This is a genomic window from Hoylesella buccalis ATCC 35310 (assembly GCF_000177075.1).
Taxonomy (GTDB): Bacteria; Bacteroidota; Bacteroidia; order Bacteroidales; family Bacteroidaceae; genus Prevotella; species Prevotella buccalis.
Genome location: NZ_ADEG01000024.1, coordinates 1 through 994, shown reverse-complemented (window position 1 = coordinate 994; position 994 = coordinate 1). Strand labels below are relative to the sequence as shown.

The following is a 994-nucleotide window of genomic DNA, read 5'->3' as shown; positions in this document are numbered from 1 at the left end:
TGATAAAAACAGTAAGAGAAATTATTAGTTTGTTTTCCCCTACTGTTTTTGTTCTATTTTTGATTTTCTTGAGAATCTCTTAGAATAGATATATTAAGTTATTTGTCAACTGAATCACTTGTACATACTCATTTACTTCATTTATATATATTAGTGCTTTTAACGTATTATTTTGCAACCCATAATGCTAACATTATTTGAGAAAATAATACTATCCACATTATTATGTATTTATACTTATTATTTTTCCCTATAATATAAGTTAGGCACGTTATTAAAGCCCATATATTGATTAATGCATTTTTATAATAAAATGAACCTGTACATATTTCCAATATCATATAACCCAAGATTATAATCAAGCTAATGAATACTACACATTGATAAAATGTGCTGGAATATATGTCGAATATATTTTTGGAAATAGATGCCATATTTACCACATACACCAAGTTATTTCTGCAGCCATCAATGCCAGACCAACACCAGATAGAGTCCGGATACCAACTTTTGCTACCATTCTCAAAGAAGCTCTAACTAGAGCTTTTGAAACAGTTCCTTTTGCCAAACCTCCAACAATAGCAGCACCCGCAGCTATCCCTGTAGCTTCCAAGAAACAATCTTTGAAAGATCCACCTCTAGTAGTCTTGGACCCACCATCGATTTTTCATAATTTATTTTATTTATATTGGTTTCTGCAAAATAAATTATTTTTTTTCAAACTAGCAAAAGAAAGTAATGAAATATAGCTGATTTATAGTAAAAAAATCCATTTATACATAAGGTATGTTTTTGGGCATATAAAATATTGTATGCAATAAGAAAGAATTATTAATTTTTATTTTTTATAATCCTCAAATCCGCAACTAAGCCCTTGAACGTCCTTATTGCGTTTACACGTCCTCTCATTACTGAATTGGCAGATAATTTGAACTTGAAGCACCCACTTCTGCCTACAATATCCCCTTACCCCACAATGTGACTTGAGGCAATG

Annotated in this window: 1 protein-coding gene; it reads left to right on the top strand. The window is 30.6% G+C overall.

The genetic code is table 11. The annotated features are described in order from the left end of the window. The first annotated feature begins 380 nt into the window (after window positions 1–380). Complete coding sequence (locus HMPREF0650_RS12980; RefSeq protein ID WP_155813552.1) at window positions 381–749, top strand: hypothetical protein; 369 nt, start codon at window positions 381–383, stop codon at window positions 747–749. Window positions 750–994: the final 245 nt, after the last annotated feature.